This window comes from Leptospira soteropolitanensis, assembly GCF_026151655.1.
Lineage (GTDB): Bacteria > Spirochaetota > Leptospiria > Leptospirales > Leptospiraceae > Leptospira_A > Leptospira_A soteropolitanensis.
In genome coordinates, this window is sequence record NZ_JAMQPN010000004.1 from 53373 (window position 1) to 75064 (window position 21692).

Genomic DNA, 21692 nt, shown 5'->3' on the forward strand with positions numbered 1-21692 from the left:
ATTGTCCCTGTTCCCGATCTTTGCCGGAATCTACTGATGTTTCAAGCAATTAAAACTCCAAACCGTCCCTTCCTCTTTGTTTTCTTTTGTTTTCTTTCGCTTTCTCTCTTTGCAGTAGAGCCTGGGACACGATCGAAAGTTTGTTCTTTGTTAGAACCCGGTGTTCCTGCTGATTATTTCCTTTCTCGTGCGTTTCGGGAGCAAGTCGACGGATTTCAATTGGCCCAAAGGCGAAAAGCTGAGGAGTCCAAACTCTCTTTTGAGCGTTCTGTGGGGTTTTTGGATTCTTACCACCAATGCCTAAAAGAAATGGGAAAAGAGCCAAGTGCTTTGAGTGCAGAAACCCAAAGTTTAAACTACTTAGAACTGGGAAATTTGGATCAGGCTTGGGAATGGTCGGAACTGGCAACGGGTAAATCTCCTGACATTACCAAAGATTTGGTTCTTTTACAAACAAGGATTCGGATCCGCCAGGGAGAGTTGGCAAAGGCTTCTGAGGTCTTAGAATCTTCTCTTCATCTCTTCCCCAATGATCCTGACTTTTTATATCTACTTGGTAATATCAATTTCGAAAGGAAAAATTGGAATAGGTCTATTCTATATTATACGGCTCTTTCTTTTGTGATTGAGAGAAGAGATACACATTCCAAATACAAATATCTTACGGCCAAAGCCCTTGGTGAGCTCAATTATAAGTTGGATTATCCAAAAATTTCCATCAAACGGTATACCGAATATACGAACGCATATAAAAATGATATGGAAGTATTGTTTCGGTTGGCGCAAATTTATTTCGTGTTAGGTGATTTTAAAAATTGTCGAATGTATTTGGAACAAATTCGTGAAAAAAATCCACGTGACATTGATGCATCGCATATGCTTGCCGAAATTTATTTTATGGATTCTCGCCAAACTGCTCCTATTTATTTTGCAATGCTACGAAAAGAGAAAAAAATTCCTAAAGATGGGATTATCTTTTTCCTTGATAAGTTAATTTCTGGCTCTACAGATGGCTTAGAAACCAAACTAAAAACCTATATACAAGAAAATCCAGGAAGACTTTCTCCTCGTATCGCACTATTAGAACTTGCAGAAAAAGAAAAATTTTCAGATTACCAAACGCTCAATGCGGAAACAGCTCAGTATGCTTATGAATATAGGCAATACTATGCGGCCGAAAAAATTCTACGTAAGGGATTATCGGAGGTGATTGCAAAAGGAAATTCGGACGAGGAAAAGTCTTTATTTTTTGAAAAGATATCTTCCTGCCAAGAAATGTTAGGACAATGGAACCATGCAGTGATCTCGACAAAAGAGGCAATTCGTCTCACAAAGGAAACGGAAAAAAAATTTCGTCTGCGTTTTCGTTTGGCCTATTTATATCTCCAAGGGAATTTAAAAAAAGAATCTCTTTCAGTTTCGGTATTATCTGAAACTTTAAAAGAAAATCCAACACCTACTCATTATTATCTGAGGGGACTTGCTTATTACCAACTTTCAAAATACAAAGAAAGTGTTAAAGATTTTTCAGAAGCAATCAAACTAGACCCTAAAAATTATAATTACTATTTTTACCGCGCGACAGCTTTTGATAAATTAAAACAATTTGGTGATACAGAGTCTGATCTAAAAACCACAATAACTCTGAATCCTAATGCATCCAATGCGATGAATTATTTGGGATATTTGTATGCAGAAAATGACATCAATCCAGAAGAAGCAAACCAACTACTAAACCAAGCAGTGTCTTTAGAGCCGGATAACCCTGCTTACCAAGACAGTTTGGGTTGGGTAATGTATAGAAAAAAAGACTACAATCGAGCCTTACTCCATTTAAACTTTGCCACTTCTTTAGCTTTAGAAAGGGGATTTGAAGATCCTGTGATCTATGAACATTTAGGGGATGTGTATTTGGCCAAAAAAGATCCAGTGAATGCTTTGCAATTTTTTAAATTATCTGAATCAAAAATAAAATCAGAACCAAATAAAGACTTAATAGCAAAAATTAAAAAAGTCCAAAAGGAAATTTCAGAATGAAAGGAAATATCATCCTTATTAGTGTTTTATTTTTTATCTTTTCTTGTCAGTCGGCAGAAGTGGAAGATCCAAGTTTTATTGGCCGAGACAAAGAAAAATATATTTCCGCAAAAGAAAAGGAATCCAAAACTCTACTCAAAGAAATTTTGGAGAAACAAACTGATTTTTCTGGATTCAAATCTGATTTTAGTATGCAAATCCAAACGTTTGTTCCTAAAAAAGACAATGTCTATTTAGATGGAAAAGTGTTTTTTTCGAAAGACACGAAACAAGTGAAAATCCAATTAATGGATAGTTTTTTTGGTATGATTTTTACGGAACTCATTGCAGATCCAAATCAAATTCAAATCAAACCCACTAGCACAAAAGAAATCCAAACCTTGCCAATGGGTGATATTTTCATCCAGGATCCTAATACTGGTAAAAAGTTTGCAGTCCCATTTCCTGTAATTTATGAATACCTTACAGGAACTTACATTACCGAAATCCAAAACCCAAAAGCAAAATTCAATACAAAAGACTCTCGTATTATTCTATCAAAATCAGATGGTGAATATGAGTATTTTTTTAAAGAAGGGAATTTGGATCGTTTAGAGCTTTCTAGCACCAAGCGCGGGTTAAAAGCCATTGCAATTGTAAAAACCAAACCAGAACAAATTCATCCTCCAAAAGAAATTACAACCAAGGTCATTAGTTTGGATACAGAAAAGGAAAATGTTCTAATCCTAATTAAACTTAAAAAATCACAAATGACGGAGCCTCAGGCAAATACGTTTCGGTTTTAGGTGTCAAAATTTAGTCTTTAAATGAATCTTTTTCGAATTTGTTTATCAATTATTGTTATTTTTCCCTTATTTTCTGCGGACCTTCCAGAGTCGGTTGAATCAAAACTTGATTTACCCGTTCAGGATTTATATCACTTCAAAACAGAGACAGGGGAAACGATTCAATATAAAAAATCCACTAAACTATGGTTTGGTGGGGATGTAATGTTCAATTGGGGTGTTCGTGATTCTATGCGCACCGAAGATCCTTATTTCCCTTTTCGTAGTTTTTCTAGTTATTTAACAAACTTTGATTTTAGGTTCATTAATTTAGAAACTCCTATCCTACATAAAACTCCCACTGCAGACCAAAGAAAATCATATGTATTTTTCGGTGAAAGAAGGGACTTAACGGTTTTGCGTATGTTAGGGATTGATGGGGTTTTTCTTGGTAATAATCACACAATGGACTTTGGGGAAAATGGACTTTACGATACCTTAGAATTGTTAGATGAGTTTGGAATTCTTCACACAGGAGCTGGTAAAAATACCGACGAAGCTTTGGTGCCCATTTCTGTTTCCAAACAAAATACAGAATATCGGATTTTTTCATTTTCTGACACAGGAGAAACTCGGTTATTTTCGGGAATCAAATCTCCGGGGGCAGCTTACTTTCGTGTGGGAACAGCAGAAAGGTTAATCAAAAAAAACAAACCTAATCAAGTGAACCTTCTCTCGGTGCATTGGGGGGTAGAATATAGTCCCTTACCAATGGAAACAGAAAGAAATGCTGCAAAATATTTGGTGAATGCAGGTTATCAAGTCATCATCGGACATCATCCGCATGTTCCACAAGGCATTGAAGTATTTCCGAAAGGTGTTGTGATTTATTCACTCGGAAACTTTTTTTTTGGATCTAAAAACCAATATTTAAAACATAATATATCGGTAGTTTTACATTTTGACGGCGACAAACTTTTGTTTGTGGAAGTGGTCCCTGTTTTTGGAAAACACCAATCACTTCCAGGTGACCATTATTTTTTCCCAATGGGACCGAAAGATGCGGAAGTTTTTTTAAAAGAATATGCAATCCTTTGTAAACAACTTGGAACAGATCTTGTGATCTCCGGGGGAAGGGGTTATGTTTTTTTTGATAAGGAACTGAAAGCCAAACTAAAACCGTAGTGAAACCAACTGCAGGTAAGTCCCACAGCAAAAAAAGGGAAACTAAGTTCTAACAAATTGGTTTTATATATCGAAAACAATTGCAGAAAAAAACCAGTAAAAAACAGAATCGAAGCTGTTCGTAAAATCCAACCTTTTTCGTATAACCAAAAATAAACGGACACTATGGCAACATAACCAAATAAACAAAACCATTTGAGTTGTGACGTGGGTTTTAAGTATTCGAGAGAAGGGACCATTTCTTCTGGCGTTTTTGCATCTAGAACATTGAGGATTAGTATGTTTTCAATTAAATCAGCAAACCCTGCTATCACGAGTAGAAGGATCATACCCATAAATATCTTTAAAAAGATCGGACGAACCTTCCGTCCTGCATAATGACCGGTATAGGTAAGAAAAGCCAAATAACAGAAGATAAATCCAAAGTCAAAATAATGTACTTTTTTATACTCTGCGGATAAATGAAAAAAATCAATTGTATCAGGGATTCCCACTAGGTCTTGGACCTGTTTTGGGGTTTCTGCCATTTCTAGGCCAAGTAGGGTGGATTCAAATCCGGAGTGGTTGTCGAGTGCCGGTTCTTTTGGGGTGATATGGTTTAAAAACCCAGCATAGAGCGCTAAAAATAAGCCAAGGCCAAGGCCCCAGACTTCTGGAAAATTTGATTTTTCACCCATAAAAACGTTTGAAATTCCATAGAAATGGAAGGGTTTGGGAACTCCAAGAAGAAATTCCATTGACCCAAGGCCCCATTGGCAAAACCCTAGTGGAAACTAACAAATTCTTCTACCTACAAGTGTTTCTATGTAGGTATACCCATAGGAGAAATATGAGAAACTACGAAATCACGAATATTCTTCGTGAAGGAAATGTAGAAGAGACGAAGTCTGCAGTCAAAGACTTACTTTCTAAATACAACTTCACGATCCAAGGCGAAGAGGATTGGGGTTCTAAAAGACTCTGGCACCCGGTTGGACAAGACGAACAAGGTCACTTCACACTTATCAAGTGTTCCGGATCCCCTACAGAAGTAGCAAAGATTGAACATGAGTTTAAACTCAATGGGAATATCTTAAAAACCCTCGTAATTAGGGCAAATGGCTAACGATCTAAACAAAGTACTACTCATCGGTCGTATGACTCGTGATCCGGAATTTAAGTCGGTGAACGGGAGTTCTGTTGTCAATTTTTCAATTGCAAATAACAGAGTTTATGTGACGAACGGCGAAAAAAAAGAGGAAACTCACTATTTCGACTGCGTTGCATGGGGCCGACTTGCTGATATTTTAAAACAATATGCAGGCAAGGGTAAACAAGTAGCAATCGAAGGTAGACTCCAACAACAGTCCTGGGAAACTCCTGAAGGCAAAAAAGCCTCTAAAATCCGCGTTTATGTTGAGACCGCACAACTGTTAGGTGGTCAAGGACAAGGTGCGGGATCTGGAGACCGTTCTGACAGTTCCAATTCTTATGATTCCGGCATAAGTAGTGGTTATGATGATTATCCAGCCGGCGATGACGACATTCCTTTTTGATAGGTTATGACAATGAGCGAAACAGCAAATATTGATGATACAAGAATAGATTCCCGCGAGAGTATGGACGGGATGGAAGACGACGAAAAAGGCGGTTTCCGTGGTAAAGACGGAGAAGGCAAATTCGGTCGTAAAAATGCAAAATACAAAAAGAAAGTATGTAAGTTCTGTGCTGACAAAGCCTTACTTGCAGGACTTGATTACAAACGAGTCGATATTCTAGAAAGATTTGTGACCAACCGTGGTAAAATCATTCCAAGAAGGATCACTGGAACTTGCGGCAAACACCAAAGAGCCCTTGCTCGTGAAATCAGAAAATCCAGATCTATCGGTTTACTACCGTTTAAAGTTCTGTAGGAGAATCGGATGAAAGTTGTATTACAAAAAGACGTATTAAATCTTGGTGATGCTGGTGATGTGAAAGAAGTTGCTGACGGTTATGCACGTAACTTCCTCATTCCAAGAAGATTTGCAGTTCGAGCAAACGATGGAAACACAAAAGCGGCTCTCCACCAAAAGAGACTTGCTGAACTGAAACGTGATAAACGTGTAAAAGTGATGAAAGAACTTTCTTCTTCAATCGATGGTAAAACTTACGAAGTGAAGGTGAAAGTTGGCGAAAACGACAAACTTTTTGGTTCTGTTACAGCGAATGACATTGCACTTGCAATCAAAAACACTGGAGTGGAACTCGACAAACGTAAACTAGAGTTAGGTGAGCCTATTAAGTCTTTAGGCGAATTTAAAATCAAAGTTCGTTTGGCTGAAGGTGTTGTGCCTCAAATCGTAGTTAAAGTCGTCGGCCAAGCATAGTCTTAAACTAAAGCTTTTTCGATGAATTCTAACCCCCTTCAGGAGATAGAGTCTGAGAAGAACTTAATCGGTTACCTACTCATGAGAGGGGTAGCCGGGCAAGAAGACTTAGGTCTAAGCCCGGATGACTTCTATATGGACACACATAGACGTGTCTTTGAGGCTGTTACCGATCTCATCAATGAAGGGATCAATATCGACCTAGTTACGGTCACAAACCAAATGCGGGAAAAACGTCTTTTTAAAGATGAATCCCGTGACTTGGAATACATCACATCTCTATACAAAGACACAGTACCCTTCCAGCCGTTAGACTATTACGTACGTCGTGTCAAACGTGTTTCTGATAGACGTAAGTATGTAGAAGCGTTAAACCAAGCCATAGATAAAGTAAAGATAGAGCCTGGGGAAAACGATTCTGTATTCAGTCTTGTCGAACAATCGCTCATGGATATCTCTCGCCAAGAGAGATCCAAAGGTTTGCGAAAAGTAAAAGATGATGCCAATGCACTGATAGATTATATCAAAAACGTTGTGGCGGCAAGCCAAAATGGAACGGGTGGAATTAATGGATTAAAAACCCATTTCACAGGTCTTGATATGGCAACCACAGGACTAAAATCTCACGAACTTATGATCCTTGCTGCTCGTCCAGGGAATGGTAAAACAACTTTTGCTCTAAACATTGCAGCCAATGCAGCTTTGAAAGAGCGTAAGACGGTTGTTATCTTTTCTTTAGAGATGAGCCGGATCGAACTCCTTCTTAAACTCATTAGTGCCGATGCAAGGATTGATTCTTATGCCTTAAAAGCAGGGACATTGACATCAGCGCAGATGACTCAACTCAAAGACAGTATCGGAAATATCACCTCTGCAAGTTTGTACATTGATGATTCTGGATATTTGACCATCCAAGAATTTTCTGCGAGATTACGCCAACTTCGCACCACAGAAGAAGTAGGGCTTGTGATTGTGGATTATTTACAGCTAATGAGTGATCCCAAAGCTGCAATGGGTGGGCGTCAACAAGAGGTTGCCAATATTTCAAGGGGACTCAAACAAATGGCAAGGGAAGTGGGTTGCCCAATCATTGCCTTGTCACAGATGAACCGTTCCATTGAGAACCGCTCCAAAGACCAACGGCCTCAACTTTCCGACTTACGGGAGTCAGGTGCTATTGAGCAGGATGCGGATATTGTATGTTTTATTTATCGAGAGGAAATGGTGAAACCTCCCGAGGAGCTTGACCCGAATAAAAGGGGAATGGCTGAGATCATTATCGCCAAAAACAGAGCGGGTGCTACGGCCGATTTTCCATTGATGTTCAATCCGAAGATCAGCCGTTTCGACAACGTTCCATTATAAAGAGGTTTTCAATTGAATCAGTGGGTCAGTTCCGAATATAAAAATAGAATTAGTGCAACGAGTGTTTCGGATGCATATGTCGGTAAAACGTTATTCCTTTCCGGTTGGGCTTTCCGTTACCGTGACCAAGGGGGAGTGATCTTTATCGATCTTCGTGATCGTTCTGGTATTTTGCAAATTGTTGCTCGTAAAGAAATTTTGGGAGATGACTTTTCCAAAGTAGAAAAAATTCGTTCTGAGTTTGTAATTGCTGTGAAAGGAAAACTTTCCCTTCGTGATGCCGAATCAGTGAATCCAAAAATGGAAACCGGCAAATATGAGTTAATTGCAGAATCTGTAGAAATTTTAAATACATCCAAAACACCTCCTTTTACGTTAGATGAATTTGATCCATCCGGCGAAGAAATTCGTTTGAAATATCGTTATTTGGACATGCGCCGAGAAGAACTTAGGGATCGGTTGGTCCTTCGCCATAAACTAACATTTGCTCTTCGTGAATATTTAGATAGTAAATCCTTTTTGGAAATTGAAACTCCTATTTTAAATAAATCCACTCCGGAAGGGGCAAGGGACTTTCTTGTTCCATCTCGTTTGAATGCTGGTGAGTTTTATGCTCTCCCACAATCTCCACAACTTTTCAAACAAATTCTGATGATAGGGGGAATGGAAAGATATTTTCAAATCGTAAAATGTTTTCGCGATGAAGATTTACGTGCGGACCGCCAACCAGAATTCACTCAGCTTGATATGGAGTTTTCTTTTGTAACAGAAGAAGATATCCGCAGTGAAATTGAATCTATGTGGGCCTTTGCTTTAAAGAAAGTGTTTCATTTAGAGGTGAACGCACCCTTTATGACCATGCCATATCATGTGGCTATGGAAGAATACGGATCAGACAAACCAGACATTCGTTTTGGAATGAAACTTGTAAATGTGTCAGACATTGTAAAAAATGCTGATTTCCAAGTATTCAGTGCGGCTGTTTCAAGTGGTGGAGTGGTGAAGGCAATTTGTGTACCTGGAGGTTCTGTGATTTCTAGAAAAGAAATTGAAGACTTAACTTCTTGGTTGTCACGGGACTTCCGTGCAAAAGGCCTTGCCTATATGAAACATGGGGCAAATGGACTCGAGTCTACTATCACCAAACGTTTCACACCCGAAGCACTCGCGGCAATTGCGAAAGCTGTTGGATCCAAAGAAGGAGATATGGTTTTCTTTGGAGCCGATTCTTCTAAGATTGTGAATGCTTCCCTTGGTGCTTTACGATTGAAATTATCTGAAAAATATGATCCACCTAAGGTTCCTTATAGTTTCCATTGGGTCGTGGACTTTCCTATGTTTGAATTGGATGAAACCACAAAAACTTGGACCTTCCTCCACCATCCTTTCACTTCCCCAAAAGAAGAAGACTTCCAAAAACTAAGGGATTGGAAAGCAGGGAAAGAAGTTGACCTTTCTTCGATAGGAGCTAAAGCTTATGATCTAGTTCTGAATGGCACAGAAATTGGTGGTGGTTCCATCCGGATCCACAACCCAGAAATCCAAAGTCTAGTTTTGGAAGCCATTGGTATTGGAGAAGAAGATGCAAAATCCAAATTCGGATTTTTACTCGATGCGCTTTCTTTTGGAGCGCCACCTCATGGGGGGATTGCATTTGGAGTGGATCGTATCATGATGTTACTCACGGGAGGAACTTCCATTCGTGATGTGATTGCCTTCCCAAAAACTCAAAAAGGAACTTGTATGATGAGCGAAGCTCCAGGTCCCGTTGAGGCGAAACAATTAGAAGAATTAAAACTCAGGGTAGTCACTATCTAATATGGATGAAAGTTTTACATTTCAGGAAGAATCCCTCTACCAAACTGTATGTGGGATTGGAGACAGCAAACTACCGTTATGGGAAAGTCGCCTCAATGTAAAACTCATCCCTCGTGGAAAATCTCTCATCATCCAGGGAAGTGAAGACCAAGTTCAGGTAGCCTTGGATACTTTTCATAAGGTGGAAGAAAATTTTAAAAGAAGACCCGATAAAGCCGAATACTCATTTTTTGATATCGATTATTTGGTGAATAAAGTAAAAGATTCTAGTGGCGGTTGGCCGACTCCAGGTTCTTCTGATTTTCAAAAGGATGGAGAAACTTGGACTCCAAAAGATAAGATCTTTGTTACGTTTAAAGGAAAACCTATCTTTCCTCGGACTAAAAACCAGGAAAGTTTTGTGGATAGCCTTCATAAAAACTATATCACCATTGCTATGGGTCCTGCCGGGACCGGTAAAACTTTTTTGTCCATTGCCACAGCTTGCCGTATGATGCAAACAGGGGAAGTGGACAGACTCATCCTTACGAGGCCTGCTGTGGAAGCGGGAGAAAATTTAGGTTATCTTCCGGGAGACCTGACACAAAAAGTAAATCCCTACCTACGTCCCATCTATGACGCGTTACACGAATGTATTGGGTTTGAAAAAACTAGTGAATACTTACAAGTGGGAAAAATTGAAATTGCTCCCATTGCTTTTATGAGAGGCCGGACTTTATCTCATTCCTTTATTATTTTGGATGAAGCACAAAACTGTACTTTGCCGCAATTAAAAATGTTTCTCACTCGTTTTGGAAAAAATTCCAAAATGGCAATCTCTGGTGACGCCACCCAAATTGATTTAGCCCACGGACGTTCTGGTCTCGAAAAAACTGTTTATACCTTAAGAAATCTAAATGGAATTGAAACAATTTTCTTTGGTAGGGAAGATATCACTCGTCATCCGATCGTCGAATCTATTGTAAGGCGATTCGAGGAAAACGAAAGCCTCTTTTCGAAAAAAACATGAAAGCTATTTTAGATTCCTCTATGACCAGGCTTACAGATTTTCTTACGAGAGTAAGGCCTGTTTCTGTGGTTCGAAACATCCAAATTATTTTAGTTTCGCTTACGCTTCTGTTTGTGACTTATGTGCTTTCGATTCCCTTTTTTGGGCAATCAAGAGTGAATACAGACCCAGATGGTTTGTTTTCAGAAGGAAAAATTGCCCCAGAAACCATTCAATCTGTAAAAGAATTTTCTTATGAAGATACAGAAAAAACAAACGGGGAAAAACAAAAAGCGCAGGCAAACGTTCCGTTTGCGTTTGATAAGGATTTTGGAATCTTAGTTGCTGGAATTGATACTAGTCTTTCAGAAGATGTGGAACTACTTCGTAACATTTTAGCTGAGGGGAAAGTCACACCTAACGTAGTAAAAGATAGGATACCGAGGTGGAGAAATAGAACCAATGAAGAAATCCAAGCCATTTTGGATTATCCAAGAAAGGAAAAATTAAAGAACTTTATCCAACAATATACGAATTTGATTTTTTCGAAGTATTGTATCGTTAAAGAAGACCTTCCTTTTTCAAAGGAATTGGACAAATCCGGGGCGAAAATTCGTAACATTGGAACACAAGACCAAACTTCCATTATCGATGGGAATTTAGTAATACCAAGATCTCAGATTTATAAAGATGGTCCAGTTGCATCCGTATTATCAAAATTAGCTGCTGAAAAGTTACCAAACGTTTCTGATTCTTTACTTAAGGCTGTATCTAGAATTGGACTTTATTATATTTATTCTTATCCTGCTTGTAATTATAACCCAGAGGAAACAGAAAACGCGCGGATGCGAGCGACAAATTCGGTTCCGATTCAGAAGAGTCGAATCCAGGCAAATGAAGTCATTGTTCGCGCTGGTGATGTGATCACTCCAGAAGTAAAACTAAAATTAGAAATGATGAATCGTTATGCCACTCGTGCAAACTTGGCATCAATTGTTTCAATTTTTCTTACTCAATGTGTATTAATTGTCATTGTTGGTTTTTACCTCATTCGTTATCGCCCAAATCGTTTGAATGATCTTTCGAGTAACCTCATCATCTTTTTTACACTTTGGATTGTGATTGCCTCCATATATCTGCTTTCAAAAGTTTTTTATGCAACTGATAGTGATTTATCTGGTGTGTACTATTTTGGAATGTTTGTTCCTGTGGGGATGCTTTGTTTACTTCTTGGTTTTGTTTATGATGAACAACTTTCGATTGCGATTGGATTCTTTTTAGCATTTGCCGTATTTTTTGCCTCTAGATACAATCCAACATCGTTTATGTTGGCATTTACTGTCGCTGTTATGAGTTCCATTTACGGAAGGCGACTTCTTAAACGTATCGATTTTTTAAAGGCAGGATTTTTACTAACATTTGTTCAAATCCTCATCACCACTGCCGGGTATTTGTTTGATGGAAGAGAATTCTATGTTTCTACTGGATCTGGTTTTTTTCGGGATTTAACCAATTCGAATCTTTTTCGCATCACAGTTATGTGTTTTGTTAATGGTTTTGCCAGTGCGACAGCTGTCCAATTTTTGCTTCCGATGTATGAGTATATATTTAATATCCCAACACGTTTTAAGCTGATTGAACTTGCTGATACGGGTCATCCTTTGCTGCAACAGTTGTTAACGAAAGCACCTTCGACGTATACGCATACCTTTATGGTGGCTGCTTTGTCTGAGAGAGCTGCTCAAAATTTGAATTTAGATAGGCTTCTTGTGCGTGTGGGAGTGTACTTTCATGATATCGGTAAGATTCCTAATGCTGGATTTTTTGTCGAAAACCAACATTTGATTCCGAAACCGGAACATATCGATAAAAATAATCCTGCACTGGCGGCAAAAACAGTCATTGATCATGTGTTAGACGGGATTGAAATGGCCAAAAAGGCAAGATTGCCGAGAGAGATCATTAGTTTTATCCCCGAACACCACGGAACTTCCACGATGGCCTTCTTTTATCATAAAGCATTACAGGAAATTTCACCTTCGGCCAGAAAAAATATCAATAAGAAAGATTTTCAATATCCTGGTCCAAAACCACAAAGTAAAGAAACAGGAATCGTAATGATTGCTGATTCTTTAGAGGCAGCCTCTCGTTCTCTAGAGGAAGTGTCCCCGGAAAGTCTGGATGAACTCATTAGAAAAATTATTAACTCAAAATTGGCTGAAAACCAATTAGATGAAAGTGGACTTACCATCGGGGATTTAGAGATTATCAAATCTAGTTTTAAAGAAGTGTTACTCTCAAGTCTACACCAAAGACCTAAGTATCCAAAACCAGAAGATACAAAGGCTTTAGAAACTGCTGGAACCAAGAAAAATAAAAAATGAATCCTTCTCTTAGTGTGCTAACTCACCTGAATGATCAGTTAGGTGGGAAGTCAGAAGTTAACCCTGATTTAGTGATTAAAAATGCTGAAATTATTTTAAAATATTTGAGTCCTAGTTTTTTGCAATCTCTCGAACTCTCGATCCTTCTTGTAGATGATAGATTGATGAAAGAGATTAATTTAGAGAGAAGAGGGCTAAATAAAACAACAGATGTTCTTTCTTTTCCTCTTTATTCAGAATTTCCACCCATTCCCATTCAGATATTAGGTGAAGTGGTGATTTCTATGGATACATGCCAAAAACAAGCAAAAGAAATTGGCCATTCACTTATAGACGAATTCTATCGTCTTTTGGTTCATGGAATTTTGCATTTGTTTGGTTATGATCATGAAACGAACGAAGAAGATGCAATTTGTATGCGGAAAAAAGAAGATGAATGTTTGGAATTGGTTTTCGAAAGATAAATGGCCATTCGTAAAGAAAGAGGAATTGTCATACAAAGTCGGGATATTGGAGATAGTGATCGAGTCATAAGTTTAGCGGGAGAGTCACAAGTTAGGATGAACTTTCTAAGTAAAGGGATTCGTAAGTCTAAAAGACGTGCCATCATTACCACAGAAATTGGATCACTTGTGGAACTTGATTATTATGACCAAGCAGAGAAAGATTGGAAATCCATAAAGGAAGTTCATCTTGTAAAACGATATGATGAATTAAAGTCAGATTATCTTGGGACTTTGTTTGTTTTATATATAACCGAACTAACATCTATGATTTATCCAGAAGGAGAAATGCATCCCTTTTTGTTCCAACTTCTTTCTGGTAGTTTGGAAACCTCTAATGAAAAAGGATTCCAAAAACAAATTCTTCCATTTTTTAAACTAAGATCCCTATCTCATATGGGCCATTTCCCAACCGAATTTTATTGCCATACATGTGGCGAAGAGGTTCTTTCCAAACCTGCTGCCTATTTTGCGGTTGTAGAGCGTGAATTTTTATGTTCTGACTGCCATCCAATTCCCAAAGATCATTTGCCTGTTTTGAAACTATTTCATACTATGTTATCAAAGAAATTTTCGAACGTATTGACTATCTTTCCCAGGGAAACAGAGTATCGAGATGGCGATTTGATACTAAACCAATTTCTTAGGTCTCTTTTTGGAAAAGAATTAAAATCATACTTCGAATTTTATAAGTCGATAGGGTATTTATGAATTTGATTACAAAGACAGTTTTACTTTGTATGACTCTTTCTGTTTTTTTTGCTCTGTTCCAACTCCTATTAAAAGGAGAGAACTTTCGTAAAGACAGGAAAAATGTTTTGGTTAAAGAACAACCAGGTACCTTCCAGGCGACTCTGCGGGAAGAAAAAGAGAGTATTCCTCACTTTGTGTCAAGGTTCAAAGAGAAGAGTTTTGAACTTTGGCAGAACTCAGACAAATTAAATATGGAAATTAAATTTTAGAAATGAATGTTAATCAATTATTGAAGCAACTGGTGCTTTCCGAATTAGAGAAAGCAGTCGATACCTATTTACAAAAAAATAATCTAACTTCCGTTAGAGAGAATTTAAAAATTCGTATTGAGTATTCTCGAGATGAAAAGTTTGGAGATTATTCATCTCCGTTTGCCCTAGAAAACAAAAATCTTCTAAGTAAAAACCCAAAAGAAATAGCAGAAGCAGTTTTGAGAGAGATCAAAAATGATTCATTTTTTGAGTTAGTTAGTTTTTCGCCACCTGGCTTTATCAATTTCAGAATTCAAACTCGGTTTTTAAACGAATATGTAAAATCTGTAATGTTTCCAAATGTGATTTTTGCTGAAACCATCAAAAAAGAAAAGATACTTCTCGAATTTGTTTCTGCCAATCCGACAGGTCCAATGAATATTGTATCTGCAAGATCAGCTGCGTATGGCGATGCATTAGCTAATTTGCTAATAAGTCTCGGCCATACGGTGAAACGAGAATTTTACGTAAACGATTATGGCAATCAAGTTTATTTATTGGGTGTTGCTGTTCTTTTACGAATTTTTGAATTAAGAGGTGAAACGATACGTTTCCAAGAAGAAGAATCTGATGAATCTGTAATTGATTTAATTAAAAAAAGGACTCTTCCAAAAGAAAGTTATCGTGGCGATTATATAAAAGACATAGCCATTCATTGTTTAGACGACGAAAATAGAACCAAATATGTGTTAGATTCTATCACCGAAGAAAAGTGGGATGCGGTTATCGATTTTCTTTCTCGTTATGCAGTTGATTACAATTTGAGCCGACAAAAAGAAGATTTGGCATTATTTGGAGTTAACTTTGATTTGTTTTTTAGTGAACGTAGCCTCCACGAAGCCGGGGATGTTGAAAAAGTTCCTACCATCTTAAAACAAGAAGACGTTACAACAATCGATGGAAAACTCCATTTCCTATCCACACTCTACGGAGATGATAAAGATCGTGTGATCCGAAGAGAAGACGGAAGGCCAACCTATTTGATGGCTGACATTGCATATCATTATAACAAATTTAGTCGAGGATTTGATACGTTAATCGACATTTGGGGCCCTGACCATTATGGTTATATAGCTCGATTGAAAGGAGCGGTGAAATCCTTTGGAAAAGCTGATGATAGTTTTCGAGTACTCATTGCCCAACAGGTAAATTTGATCGAAAACAAAGAAAAGGTAAAAATGAGCAAACGATTGGGAATTTTTCAAACGATGCGTGATCTTTTGTCTTATTTGGGAAAACAGGGTAGAGATGTAGGACGTTATTTCTTTTTAATGAGAAGTTCCGATGCACCACTTGATTTTGATTTGGATTTAGCTAAAGACGAATCAGATAAAAACCCGGTGTTTTATATTCAATACGCTCATGCGAGAATCTGTTCCATTTTTCGCGAATTGCAAGTGCCAATGGATCTGAATATACTGCAGGCTGGAATTTCTGATGAATTTTTAAAACAAGAGGAACGAACTCGTCTTCTTTTCTGGGTTGCAAGACTCCAAGAAGAAGTATATGACACCGCAACAAGTTTTGAACCTCATAGGCTTACTAATTATTTGCAATCTTTGAGTAAGTCATTTACAAAGTTTTATTCACAAAAAGACAACCGCATCAAAGATAAAACGGGAAAGGAAAGAGATACCCTTCTCACACTTATACTTTATACGAAGTTTGCTTTAGAAAGTGGATTAAAACTTCTTGGCATTTCTGCACCTGAGAAGATGTCAAAAGAAACCACTGAATAGTAAAACGATGGAAGCACCATACATAGTCATTATCGCAACTGGTTCTGAGATTACTGCAGGCCGTAGTTTAGATACGAACTCGGGTTGGATGGCAAATCAATTGTTTGAATTAGGGTGGAAGGTAAAAAAGTTTATCGCACTACCTGACGATCCGGAACTCATTTTATCGGAACTCCAAACGTTAAAAAAACTTGCAGAATCTCGTCCGGTACTTGCGCTCATGACCGGGGGACTTGGACCTACAGAGGATGATTATACACTTGAGACAGTGTTAAAACTCAATGGAAAAAAATCATTTTCAGTGGAAAAGGCTAAAATTCGTTTAACGCGTGTATATGAGTCTAGAGGAAAACAATATAGCGATATTTTGCCGACAGTACTTCGCCAAACATTTGTCCCGGAAGATTGTAAAATTTTAGACAATAACGTTGGAATTGCAGTTGGCTTTGTAGAACCCATAGGTGTAGATTCTTACTTAGTATGTATGCCGGGTGTTCCGTCGGAAATGAAGGAAATGTTCACAAGGAGACTCACTCCTGAGTTAAAAAGAATCTATCCTCGAGAGAACTTAGTCCAAAAAACAAAATGGTTATGGAACATCGGTGAATCCCTCTATCAAAAAGATTTTATTGAAAAATATCGAGAAGACCTCTTTTCAGATGTGGAATGGGGTGTCACAGCAAATCGAGGTTATATTAAATGTATTTTTCAATCAACCGAACCTAAGAGCCTTGAAAAAATAATCTTTGCGTTGGAAAGTCAATATCCAAAAATTATTTCCGACGATGTCTTCTCTTATGTTCATGAAGAATTGATTTTAAGGAAACATACTATTGCCGTTGGAGAAAGTTGCACAGGCGGTCTTCTTGGAAAAAAATTAACAGATTCTCCTGGTTCCAGCGCCTATTTTTTAGGTGGATTTTTAACTTATTCGAATGCTCTCAAAGTGTCGTTGTTAGGTGTTCCGGCGAATGTTATAGATGAATTTGGAGCTGTCAGTAGAGAAACGGCCGAAGTTATGGCAAAAGGAATTTTTGAAAAAACGGAAGCCGATTATTGTATCTCCATTACTGGGATTGCAGGTCCAGAAGGTGGAACAGATATAAAACCAGTAGGAACTGTATGGATTGGTATAAAAACACCTGATGGTATGATTCAAACTCATTCCTATATCTTTCCCGGTAATAGAGAAGGGATTCGAGAAAATGCAAGTAATACCGCCTTATTTTTATTATACCAGTCTCTAAAACAAAGGAACGTTTAGTATGTGGCAAACGATTATTTATTCCGTAGTCTTTTTTCTCTTATTCTATTTTGGTTGGGATGTGGACTTAAATTTAGTTCCGAACATTAGGGAGACTTGGGTTTGGAACAGCGAAGGCCGATTTGGAACCTCTTCACCAAAAATAGGAGAAGATCCTTTGAAAACAATTAATGGTTACAAAGTTGGCGGTAGATATTATTCGTTTCGAACTGGAAAATTCTTAGATACTGATCCTAAATATTTAATTGATTTCCCGTTATTAACCAATGGGTATCTTCTTTATGAAAAAATTGGGGATGAAGTGAACTTTTTCTCTGATGCAGGAGAGTTATTTTGGAAAAAGCCTATCAATTCTTATCCAAGAAGCGGATATTACGCATCGCCTGTTCTATATTTATCAGGTGATAATAATACTGTTTTTCTTATGGATGAAAGCGGAAACCGAGTTGGTAAGTCAGAGTTAAATGGGAGATTTTTAACCGACTATCAATTTGATTCTAAGAATAAAGGTGTGATCGTATTATTTTCCGGCGGAGAAATTTATCGTTTAGATGAAAAAGGAAATATCCTGTTTGAAAAAGAGCTTTCAAAAGATAAAAATGAATCTTTTTTTAAATCTGTCGCTTTATCATCTAATGGCAAATTCACAGCAATTCATTATTCATTGTTAGATAAAGATTTTATTTTAGTATTAGATGAGTTAGGTAAAAGAGTGGAGCAGTTCTCACTTCCTAAGTTCTATCCACACAAACTCTATTTTGTCATAGGCAATGACGGATCGATCTTATTTAATCTACCGGATAGTTTATCTTTTTATCAGGATGGTGAATTGATTTGGGAAAAAACAAAATCCAAACAAGGGGGAGTGTACCAAACCGTTTTTGTTTCAGATTCTATTTACGTAGCTTTGTTTGAATCAGAAATCCAGTTTTACAATACGAATGGCGGTTTGATTCGAACCAAACGCATTCCTCCATCAGAGTTGCCGGTGCGTTTTTTCCCTGGAAAAGCAGATTCCGTTTTTTATTTGCAATCCAAATCAGATTTAATGCAATTTCAGATTTTCTAAACCATTGTTTAGGCGGTTGTAAGTTCAATTCGTATACCAAAAAATTGTTTTTAATAAACATACTTAGTTTTATTTAAAGATTAAGTACTGGGATTTGATTTGGATTTAGGATCTACTTCATAAACGGAAAGAGATTTGAAACCAGTTCTACCTTCTCGGTTGATCATAGCGATCGTTTCTGTGCAAACACCGCGTTCGATATTAAATATGAGTTGGTCTGAAATTTCTCGGCAAATATAAAGTCCACGACCGTGGCTGTCTTCTAAACCTTTGGGAAAACCAGTGGATTCATCAATGCTAATATGACGGTCAAGTCTATGTAAAATTTCTTCTTTGCGAAGTGATCCAAATTGATCACGGACTACGATAAAAATAGTACTTTCTGTCGCACCGTAGCCAATTAAAAAATAATCATCTGGCATTAGTTGGATATTGTCTAGTGGAACCACCATATCGTGGCTTGGAATTTCAAACTGATATTTGTAATCGCCTTCCTGGGTGCGAGGGGCCCTGATCATGGCATTGGAAGTGAGTTCTTCCAATACTTGTTGTATGGCTTTCGGAGCTCCCAATTGAATTAAGTTTTTTGAAATTTTTCCACAAAGGATCGATCGGTCTTGGTCCGATTTAATTTGTTTGTAAATGATTCCATTGTTCGGCGCTTCTTCAAATTCACTGTTAATATTCTGATTATAAACTTTAAATTCACTATTGAAGTATTTTTCGATTCCAAAAATGTCATTGGAAAGAAGTTTATCTACCATAACTTCAATTAAGTGAATGTCTAAGAAACTATATTTTGGAATGATATTCCAAATATGAAGATCTTTTGCATATTTAATGTATTCGTTGATGTTGTATGCAGTCATAAGAGCATATAAAACATGGGGAAATTCTTTTTGAATTAGTTTGACTAAGTCAATCCCTGACTTTCCGGGAAGGCGAATGTCGGTAATTGTTAAGTCAATTTTTTCGTTGGTTAAATACCAAACTGCCTCTTCGAAGTGCTCTGCTCCAAAAACATTAAACTTGGTGCTGAGTAAGTCCATAATCGCTTCGCGAATAGAATGGATATCTTCCACAATTAAAATGGATTTTTTCATGGACTTTGCTCCGTGATATCATTGGTGAGTGGGAAAGATATGGTAAAACGAGTTTTTTGCTCACTTGACTTCACCGATATATTTCCATCATGTTCTTTTACTATGGAATGGCAAATGGAAAGGCCAAGACCTGTTCCAGTTCCTGACTTATTGCTTGTGAAAAACGGATCAAAAATCTTTTGAATGATAGAATCTGGAATTCCGCCAGCATTATCTTCTACGATGATATGGATCCAATTTTTAGTTTTTCTTAGTTCGATCGAAATTTCACCTGGCCTATAGTCAAAAGCTTGCAAAGAATTTCGAAATAAATTCATAAACAAACGTTCCATCTTTCCTGGATGAAAAGGGAATTGATAATCATGATCACTGGATATGCGCCAAACGATATTTTTACTAAGGTGAGGATAAAGACGAATCACCGTATCTTTTGCACGATTAATCGTTTCAACAATATCTCCCAATGTTACTTTAACTTTATCAGTTTTTGCAAAAGATATAATATCGGAAACAATGATGGCTGCCCTAGAAACATCGTTTTTTATCATGTCTAAGCGTTTTTCGATTTGTTCGGGAGGTTGGTTTTGCCAATTGGCCTTGAGATTTTGAAGCGTTAAACTAATCCCAGTTAGAGGGTTATTTAGCTCGTGAGCAATTCCTGAAATTAAAATTCCAAGAGAGGCTAGGTTACGCATCCGAAAAGACTCTTCTTCTTTATCTCTTTGTTTTGTAACATCGGAGATTTTTTCTACCATCCAGAAAAGATCTTCTTGTTTTGGGTAAGGATAAAATTCTAAAAATAGAGTTTGTTTTTTATCCTCCGATCGGAAAAAAATCTCTCTTGTGATCGGAGTGGAGTAGGTCTGGTTTTTATCCTTAGGTTTAACATTGATTTTTGGGCAATAGGGACAAATGTCAGTGCGTTGGTATAAAACTTCGTAACATTTACGGTCTAACAGTTCATCGTATTTATTGTTTTTTGCAAATAGAATTGTGGCTAGGTTTGCTCTTTGGATATTAAAATCAGAGTCGATGAGAACTAGGGGGTCTTGGACCACATCATAAATGGCTTCAAGTTCGCGGGCTTTTTCAGCAACTTTTTCGACGGAAAAGGAATCACCATTGCTACTTCCACTTGCAGAGTTCATATGCAAACTAATACCCCAATGACTGGTTCAATTGTTTAAACATAGACTTCTGATTTTTGTTTCCACCTGTTTTTTGTAAGGCGGTTATGGAAGCCAATTGACTATGAAAATCCAAAAGGAATTTAATATAAAAATCTTTTTTAAAATCGTTTCTTTCCCCTTTAATTTCATCATTTCGAAGGGAAGAAAGGGGAAAACTATCAGAGCTATCGATTCCAGAAAAACTAATCACCATATCATTTAAAGAAGTATCGAGCGGGGAAGAATCGGTTATTTTTATTTTTGTCTTTTGTTCAATCTCCGTATCTTCCGTAACTATGAGAACTTCTACTTTAGAGAGAACCGATCCATTGAATTCCAGTAAAATTGATTTTTCTTCCGAATGTTTGATTCGGTTTTTGTTTTGTGGGTCTGGATCTACTTTGTATTTTCGAATTCGAATTCCTGTTCTATTCGGATAAGTTCCGACAAAACTAATGGTAGTATTGGCTGGGAGAGAGGAAAGTGTTTCGTAGGACATAAGCTCCCTAGCTTTAGCGATCTCTCGATAAAGGCTAAGGATTTCCTTATCTAATCTACTTTCTTTTTCGGAAATCTCGGACTCTGGATAAAGACCGAGATTTAGCGAGAAAAAACTAAGGAGTAGTAGGAGCCGGTACTTCGGAAGGTGTTCCATCAGTTTCTACCGGAGCTTCTAAACTTGGTTCGACATCGGGAACCAACACTTCGTCTTTTTTTGCAAAAACAAAAGAAAGTGCAAGAGACAATACGATAAAAAGTATCGCCGCAATTCTCGTTGTTTTTGTCATTACATCAGCTGTGGATGCACCAAATACCGATTGGCTAGCGGTAGATCCGCCGAGCATACCTGCGCTTCCGCCCTTTCCTGTTTGGATCATGACAAGAAGGATGAGAAAAAGTGAGAGTAGAATAAAAAGTGTGAGGATGGTTCCTGCAAAAAATCCCATAATGT

The 21692-nt window shown here is 37.6% G+C and carries 22 protein-coding genes; 17 read left to right on the forward strand and 5 right to left on the reverse strand.

From position 1 onward, the window contains the following. The first annotated feature begins 36 nt into the window (after positions 1–36). The 3 genes from ND811_RS10530 to ND811_RS10540 are packed head-to-tail and all read left to right on the forward strand — an operon-like array spanning position 37 to position 3986. Positions 37–2037: a tetratricopeptide repeat protein gene (locus tag ND811_RS10530; RefSeq protein WP_265352159.1), complete on the forward strand. Its 2001-nt coding sequence runs from the start codon at positions 37–39 to the stop codon at positions 2035–2037. Beyond that, positions 2034–2822, forward strand: a complete 789-nt coding sequence (locus ND811_RS10535) for a hypothetical protein (RefSeq protein ID WP_265352158.1) — start codon at positions 2034–2036, stop codon at positions 2820–2822. The genes ND811_RS10530 and ND811_RS10535 overlap by 4 nt, the downstream gene beginning before the upstream one ends. A gap of 21 nt (positions 2823–2843) precedes the next feature. Continuing rightward, positions 2844–3986 carry a CapA family protein gene (locus ND811_RS10540; RefSeq protein ID WP_265352157.1) on the forward strand — a complete coding sequence of 381 codons (1143 nt, stop codon included), beginning with the start codon at positions 2844–2846 and terminating at the stop codon, positions 3984–3986. Here the strand turns inward: ND811_RS10540 and ND811_RS10545 are convergent. After that, a complete protein-coding gene (locus ND811_RS10545; RefSeq protein ID WP_265352156.1) occupies positions 3941–4723 on the reverse strand; it encodes a hypothetical protein in 783 nt (260 codons plus the stop codon). The two genes, ND811_RS10540 and ND811_RS10545, sit on opposite strands and share 46 nt — an antisense overlap. Before the next feature lie 92 nt (positions 4724–4815). On the opposite strand from ND811_RS10545, the gene rpsF reads away from it, so the two are divergent. The 14 genes from rpsF to ND811_RS10615 all read left to right on the forward strand — a co-directional run bounded on the left by rpsF (position 4816) and on the right by ND811_RS10615 (position 18468). After that, a complete protein-coding gene (rpsF, locus tag ND811_RS10550; protein WP_265352155.1) occupies positions 4816–5091 on the forward strand; it encodes a 30S ribosomal protein S6 in 276 nt (91 codons plus the stop codon). Continuing rightward, the gene (locus ND811_RS10555; protein ID WP_265352154.1) at positions 5084–5521 is read left to right on the forward strand and encodes a single-stranded DNA-binding protein; all 438 of its coding nucleotides are present in this window, start codon (positions 5084–5086) and stop codon (positions 5519–5521) included. The genes rpsF and ND811_RS10555 overlap by 8 nt, the downstream gene beginning before the upstream one ends. A gap of 72 nt (positions 5522–5593) precedes the next feature. Further along, positions 5594–5878: a 30S ribosomal protein S18 gene (rpsR, locus tag ND811_RS10560; protein WP_012389070.1), complete on the forward strand. Its 285-nt coding sequence runs from the start codon at positions 5594–5596 to the stop codon at positions 5876–5878. 9 nt (positions 5879–5887) lie between these two features. After that, positions 5888–6334 (forward strand): 50S ribosomal protein L9, encoded by a 447-nt coding sequence (rplI, locus tag ND811_RS10565; protein WP_265352153.1) that lies wholly within the window; start codon positions 5888–5890, stop codon positions 6332–6334. 21 nt (positions 6335–6355) lie between these two features. Continuing rightward, positions 6356–7699 carry a replicative DNA helicase gene (gene dnaB, locus ND811_RS10570; RefSeq protein WP_265352152.1) on the forward strand — a complete coding sequence of 448 codons (1344 nt, stop codon included), beginning with the start codon at positions 6356–6358 and terminating at the stop codon, positions 7697–7699. Between the two features lie 12 nt (positions 7700–7711). After that, positions 7712–9517, forward strand: coding sequence for an aspartate--tRNA ligase (aspS, locus tag ND811_RS10575; RefSeq protein ID WP_265352151.1), 1806 nt, complete (start codon positions 7712–7714; stop codon positions 9515–9517). A gap of 1 nt (position 9518) precedes the next feature. After that, a complete protein-coding gene (locus ND811_RS10580; protein ID WP_265352150.1) occupies positions 9519–10526 on the forward strand; it encodes a PhoH family protein in 1008 nt (335 codons plus the stop codon). After that, the gene (locus ND811_RS10585) at positions 10523–12889 is read left to right on the forward strand and encodes an HD family phosphohydrolase (protein ID WP_265352149.1); all 2367 of its coding nucleotides are present in this window, start codon (positions 10523–10525) and stop codon (positions 12887–12889) included. Before ND811_RS10580 ends, ND811_RS10585 begins: the two co-directional genes overlap by 4 nt. After that, positions 12886–13353, forward strand: a complete 468-nt coding sequence (gene ybeY, locus ND811_RS10590; RefSeq protein WP_265352148.1) for an rRNA maturation RNase YbeY — start codon at positions 12886–12888, stop codon at positions 13351–13353. Before ND811_RS10585 ends, ybeY begins: the two co-directional genes overlap by 4 nt. Then, positions 13354–14103 carry a DNA repair protein RecO gene (recO, locus tag ND811_RS10595; protein WP_265352147.1) on the forward strand — a complete coding sequence of 250 codons (750 nt, stop codon included), beginning with the start codon at positions 13354–13356 and terminating at the stop codon, positions 14101–14103. Next, positions 14100–14354: a hypothetical protein gene (locus tag ND811_RS10600; protein WP_265352146.1), complete on the forward strand. Its 255-nt coding sequence runs from the start codon at positions 14100–14102 to the stop codon at positions 14352–14354. The genes recO and ND811_RS10600 overlap by 4 nt, the downstream gene beginning before the upstream one ends. Before the next feature lie 2 nt (positions 14355–14356). Further along, positions 14357–16135, forward strand: coding sequence for an arginine--tRNA ligase (argS, locus tag ND811_RS10605; protein WP_265352145.1), 1779 nt, complete (start codon positions 14357–14359; stop codon positions 16133–16135). A gap of 7 nt (positions 16136–16142) precedes the next feature. Next, complete coding sequence (locus tag ND811_RS10610; RefSeq protein WP_265352144.1) at positions 16143–17399, forward strand: nicotinamide-nucleotide amidohydrolase family protein; 1257 nt, start codon at positions 16143–16145, stop codon at positions 17397–17399. A 1-nt stretch (position 17400) separates the two neighbouring features. After that, on the forward strand, positions 17401–18468 hold the full coding sequence (locus ND811_RS10615) for a hypothetical protein (RefSeq protein WP_265352143.1): 1068 nt from the start codon (positions 17401–17403) through the stop codon (positions 18466–18468). An 80-nt stretch (positions 18469–18548) separates the two neighbouring features. Here ND811_RS10615 and ND811_RS10620 read toward each other — a convergent pair whose 3' ends face one another. Genes ND811_RS10620 through secG form a run of 4 tightly spaced genes read right to left on the reverse strand, consistent with a single transcriptional unit; the run spans position 18549 to position 21687 of the window. Further along, a complete protein-coding gene (locus ND811_RS10620) occupies positions 18549–19571 on the reverse strand; it encodes a response regulator transcription factor (RefSeq protein ID WP_265352142.1) in 1023 nt (340 codons plus the stop codon). Then, complete coding sequence (locus tag ND811_RS10625) at positions 19568–20719, reverse strand: LIC_12097 family sensor histidine kinase (protein WP_265352141.1); 1152 nt, start codon at positions 20717–20719, stop codon at positions 19568–19570. The genes ND811_RS10620 and ND811_RS10625 overlap by 4 nt, the downstream gene beginning before the upstream one ends. Before the next feature lie 7 nt (positions 20720–20726). Further along, on the reverse strand, positions 20727–21395 hold the full coding sequence (locus tag ND811_RS10630; RefSeq protein ID WP_407658893.1) for an LIC_12096 family protein: 669 nt from the start codon (positions 21393–21395) through the stop codon (positions 20727–20729). Further along, complete coding sequence (gene secG, locus ND811_RS10635; protein WP_265352139.1) at positions 21355–21687, reverse strand: preprotein translocase subunit SecG; 333 nt, start codon at positions 21685–21687, stop codon at positions 21355–21357. Before secG ends, ND811_RS10630 begins: the two co-directional genes overlap by 41 nt. Between the last annotated feature and the right edge of the window lie 5 nt (positions 21688–21692).

Excerpts from the sequence above, each read along its gene's own strand:
- ND811_RS10530 (WP_265352159.1), top strand. The coding sequence starts at position 37 with ATGTTTCAAGCAATTAAAACTCCAAACCGTCCCTTCCTCTTTGTTTTC.
- ND811_RS10535 (WP_265352158.1), top strand. The coding sequence starts at position 2,034 with ATGAAAGGAAATATCATCCTTATTAGTGTTTTATTTTTTATCTTTTCT.
- ND811_RS10540 (WP_265352157.1), top strand. The coding sequence starts at position 2,844 with ATGAATCTTTTTCGAATTTGTTTATCAATTATTGTTATTTTTCCCTTA.
- ND811_RS10545 (WP_265352156.1), bottom strand. The coding sequence starts at position 4,723 with ATGGAATTTCTTCTTGGAGTTCCCAAACCCTTCCATTTCTATGGAATT.
- rpsF (WP_265352155.1), top strand. The coding sequence starts at position 4,816 with ATGAGAAACTACGAAATCACGAATATTCTTCGTGAAGGAAATGTAGAA.
- ND811_RS10555 (WP_265352154.1), top strand. The coding sequence starts at position 5,084 with ATGGCTAACGATCTAAACAAAGTACTACTCATCGGTCGTATGACTCGT.
- rpsR (WP_012389070.1), top strand. The coding sequence starts at position 5,594 with ATGGAAGACGACGAAAAAGGCGGTTTCCGTGGTAAAGACGGAGAAGGC.
- rplI (WP_265352153.1), top strand. The coding sequence starts at position 5,888 with ATGAAAGTTGTATTACAAAAAGACGTATTAAATCTTGGTGATGCTGGT.
- dnaB (WP_265352152.1), top strand. The coding sequence starts at position 6,356 with ATGAATTCTAACCCCCTTCAGGAGATAGAGTCTGAGAAGAACTTAATC.
- ND811_RS10580 (WP_265352150.1), top strand. The coding sequence starts at position 9,519 with ATGGATGAAAGTTTTACATTTCAGGAAGAATCCCTCTACCAAACTGTA.
- ND811_RS10585 (WP_265352149.1), top strand. The coding sequence starts at position 10,523 with ATGAAAGCTATTTTAGATTCCTCTATGACCAGGCTTACAGATTTTCTT.
- ybeY (WP_265352148.1), top strand. The coding sequence starts at position 12,886 with ATGAATCCTTCTCTTAGTGTGCTAACTCACCTGAATGATCAGTTAGGT.
- recO (WP_265352147.1), top strand. The coding sequence starts at position 13,354 with ATGGCCATTCGTAAAGAAAGAGGAATTGTCATACAAAGTCGGGATATT.
- ND811_RS10600 (WP_265352146.1), top strand. The coding sequence starts at position 14,100 with ATGAATTTGATTACAAAGACAGTTTTACTTTGTATGACTCTTTCTGTT.
- argS (WP_265352145.1), top strand. The coding sequence starts at position 14,357 with ATGAATGTTAATCAATTATTGAAGCAACTGGTGCTTTCCGAATTAGAG.
- ND811_RS10610 (WP_265352144.1), top strand. The coding sequence starts at position 16,143 with ATGGAAGCACCATACATAGTCATTATCGCAACTGGTTCTGAGATTACT.
- ND811_RS10615 (WP_265352143.1), top strand. The coding sequence starts at position 17,401 with ATGTGGCAAACGATTATTTATTCCGTAGTCTTTTTTCTCTTATTCTAT.
- ND811_RS10620 (WP_265352142.1), bottom strand. The coding sequence starts at position 19,571 with ATGAAAAAATCCATTTTAATTGTGGAAGATATCCATTCTATTCGCGAA.
- ND811_RS10625 (WP_265352141.1), bottom strand. The coding sequence starts at position 20,719 with ATGAACTCTGCAAGTGGAAGTAGCAATGGTGATTCCTTTTCCGTCGAA.
- ND811_RS10630 (WP_407658893.1), bottom strand. The coding sequence starts at position 21,395 with ATGGAACACCTTCCGAAGTACCGGCTCCTACTACTCCTTAGTTTTTTC.
- secG (WP_265352139.1), bottom strand. The coding sequence starts at position 21,687 with ATGGGATTTTTTGCAGGAACCATCCTCACACTTTTTATTCTACTCTCA.